The sequence below is a fragment of the Pedobacter sp. SYP-B3415 genome (assembly GCF_004138205.1).
In the GTDB taxonomy this organism is placed as follows: Bacteria; Bacteroidota; Bacteroidia; order Sphingobacteriales; family Sphingobacteriaceae; genus Pedobacter.
In genome coordinates, this window is record NZ_RXNQ01000023.1 from 1 (window position 1) to 4,539 (window position 4,539).

A 4,539-nucleotide genomic window follows, 5' to 3' on the forward strand; every position below is an offset into this window, starting at 1 on the left:
ATACTGTTTTGAGACTGCTTAGAAGGATTCTATTTCATTCAGCCAATTCTTACCGGACAACAATGACTCATGATACATGGCTCAGTCTTTTCTCCATTTTCTTTAATCTCATTGATGGGTAGGCACCGCGGTCTTTCATCTTGGTTCTTTTTTCTTTAATCCATTGGAGAACGGCCGTCACTACCTCTTCGCAGGAGATCCCTCGCCGTTGCGATCCCGGAAAAAAAGGAATTGCGTAAACGCGCTTCGGGATGACGGCGTGGGGAATGGCAGTGTGGCTTGGCGGCTGAGGGGTCTGCGCCCAGGTCCTGACTCATGATTCATGGCTCGTGGCTCGGCTAGTGGTCTTTCCTCCTGGTTCTTTTTTCTTTAGTCTCACTGAGGGGTTCTGTGCCCAGGTCCTGACTCATGATTCGACCATTAGCCCCATTGAGGGGTTAGCGCCGTGGTCTTTTTTCCTTTTTCTTTAATCCCCTCAAAACACCCCCAAAAACCGCTTTTTCCTTTTTCGCTGTTCGCGGTTTTCGCGGCGCTCCTGGCGGTCGGCCTTCATTTTTTCAAAGCCGGCGATGCGGTCGCGGATTTCGTTTTCCTTTTTTTCCGTCAGTCCTACGCTGTACTTAACCCCCTGGAACAGGCTTCGCCAGACGAGGTTAAAAAACGAGCCGGTGGGCTGACGCACGTAATGCACCGGGGCGTGAATAAAGAGTCCGGCGGGATTCGGGTTATCAGAATTGATCACAATGGCATTGGCCAGCAGGGAAACCCAGCCCTGCGACACGAGGTTGCCGCTTTGTTCGTTTTTTTTCATCAGCGCTACCGACAGGTCGTTGTACGCAAACCGGATCTGTCCCTGCGCCAGGCTGTCGTTCGCGCGGATTTCAAATGCCAGTTTTTGTACGGTGCCGCGTTTCACCTTCACCATGCCCAGCGGTACGGTGATCTTGTTAAGCACGCGTCCGTCGGTTTTAAAGAGTGCACCCTTATAGGAGAAGGCCCCGTCGGCTGCAGCCAGGTCGAAACTGAAATTCGCGCGCAGCAGGCCTTTGCCCATCAGGTAACTGTGCAGGTTAGCCCGCATCATCTTGTTCTTTTCCTTCTGGGCGGGCACATTGGTTACGTTTGTGATGGTACCGGCACTGCGCTCAAAGGTGATCTTACCTTTCTTGCGGCTGTCGCGATCAAATTCGGCATACGCGATGTCGATATTTTTGATGAGGATCTTACGCAGGGTAAGCGGGGTAGGCAGCTTCTGCAGCAGCTGGTGCGGATATTTCCCCTTCTTCAACTCTATAGGCCCCGGCGGCAGCGCATTGTTGTTGAACACCGACACCATCCCGTTGCTGATGGCCATGCTGCCGGCAAGCAGCTCCTGTTTGCGTACATACAGCGGCAGATCGATGTGACTGAGGTCTATATCATTCAGTTCGACATGATACCGGTCGCGCGCATAACCGGCCTTCTCCCCGAATTCCATCTCGCTGAAACGCGGTTCGAGCTCAAGCTTGCGGATCCGCAGGCTGCTTCGCCGGAGGTTAAAACCCAGGTGACGCAGGTTGACGCGGTAAAAACCGTCTGACGTGTTATAGCTGTAGTCGTTCAGGCTGATGCTGATGTCTTTCAGCAGGTACACCCGGCTTGGGTCCGCAGCCGAATGCGGGTCGATCAGCAGGTCTTTCAGGCTGATGTTCAGGTTGGTAATGCTGTCTGTGCGCCGCGCTGCAGCTGTGTTGTTGTTCACGTAATGAAAACTGGCGTTACGGAAATCGATCGCGTCGACCCGGAACTCCTTTACAAAACGTGAGATGTACTGGTAGGGGGAGCGAACGGGCCTCGGCGGACGGTTCTCATTAAAGTCGAGCTGCCGGTTGATCATGGTAATGCGTGGCCTTTCAAAAATGATCTGGCCGATATCCAGTTTGTTCTCGCGGATGATGCGGCGCGGATGGATATGCCGGATCTGCAGCCGGTTCAGGTAAACCTGGTACAGGTTATTGGGCGCCGTCTGGTTGGCTACCTTAACGGTGTACCGGGCGGTGTCCGGCAAAATGCGCACGTTGCTGAGCGAGATACTTCCCGTGAGGAAATTTGTGCTCAGGTCTTCAAACTCAATGCGGTAGAGGCTGTCGCTGCCGCTGTACACGATATCACGGATCTTTTCGCTGAGAAAGGGGCGGTACTTTTCGGTCAGGTACCAGGACAGCCCCGCCAGGCCTGCAACGAGCAGGACAAGCACCAGGGCAATCCATTTCAGGACCGTATATCTTGAGCGTATTCTAACGGGCATTCACTGTGTATTTGCCCTTAAGATACAGGATAAGTTTGAAAATGTTCAAACGCGGCTCGCTGATGCCATTTAGTTGCCGCGTTTGTCGCTGCGTTCTTTCTGCCGCCTTTCCCGCCTTTCCTGCCGGCGCCCGGCGCGGTCCTTGCGGTCCTCCATTTTTCTGAAAACCTTTTCCTGCGCCTGTTTCTGCGTTTTCATGGGAACGAGGCCGACACCTACAGCTTCGCGCATGCCGGCAAACAGCGTTTTCCACATCAGGTTAAAGAACGATGCTGTGCTGGCGCGCAGGTACGTGGCCCGGCCCGGCCGCAGTGCTTCACCCGGCAGGGGGTTCGCATCTTTAACCAGCAGGTTATTGGCGATGGCAGAAAGCAGTCCCTGCTGTTTAAGCCTGGTGCTGCCGTCTTCCTCTTTGAGAAGTTTTACTTTCAGTCCGTGGTAGTAGAAGTTGAAATTTCCGCTGGCGCGCTGCTGGTTGGCGGTAACGCTGAAGTCACCTTTGTCGACAATACCGGCGTCGATGGCGACCAGGCCGAGGTTGATGGCCAGGTCGTTCAGTTTACGCATGTCGAAGCGCCCGATGCTTCCGCTGTATGTAAAGGCTCCATTGTCTGAGCTCAGGTCAAAATTGATCTTGAGCTGCATAGCCCCGCTACCCATCAGCAAGGTTTTCAGATCGGCACGGGCAAAGTGGTCCTGCTTGAGCCGGAGGCTGTCGTTGGTTACATTCCGGATATCGCCCCGCAGATTATTGAACAGGATGGAACCGGTTTTCCTGGCGATGGGGTTGTACTCGGAATATTTAAGCGAAATGTTTTTAAGACTTACGGTATCGATTCGGATCGGAAGTTTAAGCCGTTTCAGCGCCACATGCGGGTAATTGCGGCCTTTGTCGATTGCCGGCGGCGGAAGCTCACGGTTCATAAAAACAGCCACCTTCGCCGGTCCGATGCTGAGTTTCCGTGCATGCAGTTTTCCGTCTGCACTTAGTTTTCTGAAGTCTACGCCTGAAAGCGCCACCTCGGTGAAAGACAGGTCGTAACGGTCTTTCTGGACTTTGTACCTGCGACTGAAGGGAAGTTCCGCGTACCGGGGTATCAGCTGGAGTCCTTTGACGTACATGCGCGAAGAGGCAAAAGAACCGGCGACCGAATCGACCCGCATGGTGTACATACCGTCTTTTGTGTTTGAGCGGTAGCCGCCCAGGTTAAAGCCAATGTTTTTGCTGAGGTAAAAGCGGGTGCTGTCTTTTTCTGAAAGCGAGTCAACAAGCACATCGTCGGCGCGGATGTTCAGGTTCCTGAAGGCATTGATCACCCTGGTTTTGCCATTGGCATTGATATAATCAAATTTGGCGTTGCGGATTATCATCGCATCGACTTGTATGGCTTCAAGGTTGCCGCGAATGAGGTCGTACAGGCTCTTGCTCACTTGGCTGGTGTCCTTTTTTGCAAGCACCTTGCGGTTCACCATGCTGATTGCAGGCTGGTCGAGCACGATGGAGCGGATGCGCAGGCGTTTCTTAAAATAGGCGGTTAGCAGTGCGGTGCGGTTAATGCGCAGGGCGGCAAGTTTGATGGTAAATACGTTTTGCGGTGCGGTGCCGGCGGCTTTCATGCGCTGGTAAACGAGGGTATCGGCTTCGATGACGACATCGTCGAGGCGTGCGCTTCCGGTGAGTACATTGAGGTGAATATCGCTGAAACGGATATTGTAAAGCCCTTTTGAACCCTTGTGAACCACGGTTTTGATCTTTTCGCCGGCCAGGAGTTTCCAGCGGGCACCGAGGTACAGCGAAGCGGCTGCTAGCAGGAGAATGATGGCGCCTGCAATTCCGGCGATCCAGATCCACAATTTTCGGCGTTTAAGTAAATGGGTTCGCGGCATACAAGGAGCTTTGCCGGTACTTAGCGAAAAGAAGGCCAAAAAGGGAGGTGGAATTGCTGGAGATTTGAGACGTGAGATTTGAGTCTTAAGACGGTGATAGTATTTAGGTGTTCGTAGTTCGTATTTAGTGGAGGTTTGAGATATGAGATTTGAGTCCTGGAATAGTATATGGATATTCGTATTTAGTATTTAGACAGGGTGCCTAACCCCTCAGCCGGGTAGGGCGCTTGAGGGGGTCGCTGTATGTCCCTGATATAAGTTGCCCAAAAATGGGAACAAAAATTATGAGAACACAAGGAAAAATAATCAGTACACATCGGGTGTATTCGCAGGAATTTAAGCGTGAAATTGTCGAAGCCTTTGAG

2 protein-coding genes are annotated in these 4,539 nt (G+C 52.7%); both read right to left on the minus strand.

The features are described from left to right. Nucleotides 1-475 precede the first annotated feature (475 nt). Entirely contained in the window at nt 476-2,287 is a 1,812-nt protein-coding gene (locus EJV45_RS10320; RefSeq protein ID WP_129715607.1) for a hypothetical protein, read from the minus strand. Nucleotides 2,288-2,356: 69 nt separating this feature from the next. Beyond that, entirely contained in the window at nt 2,357-4,174 is a 1,818-nt protein-coding gene (locus tag EJV45_RS10325; protein WP_129715608.1) for a hypothetical protein, read from the minus strand. Nucleotides 4,175-4,539: the final 365 nt, after the last annotated feature.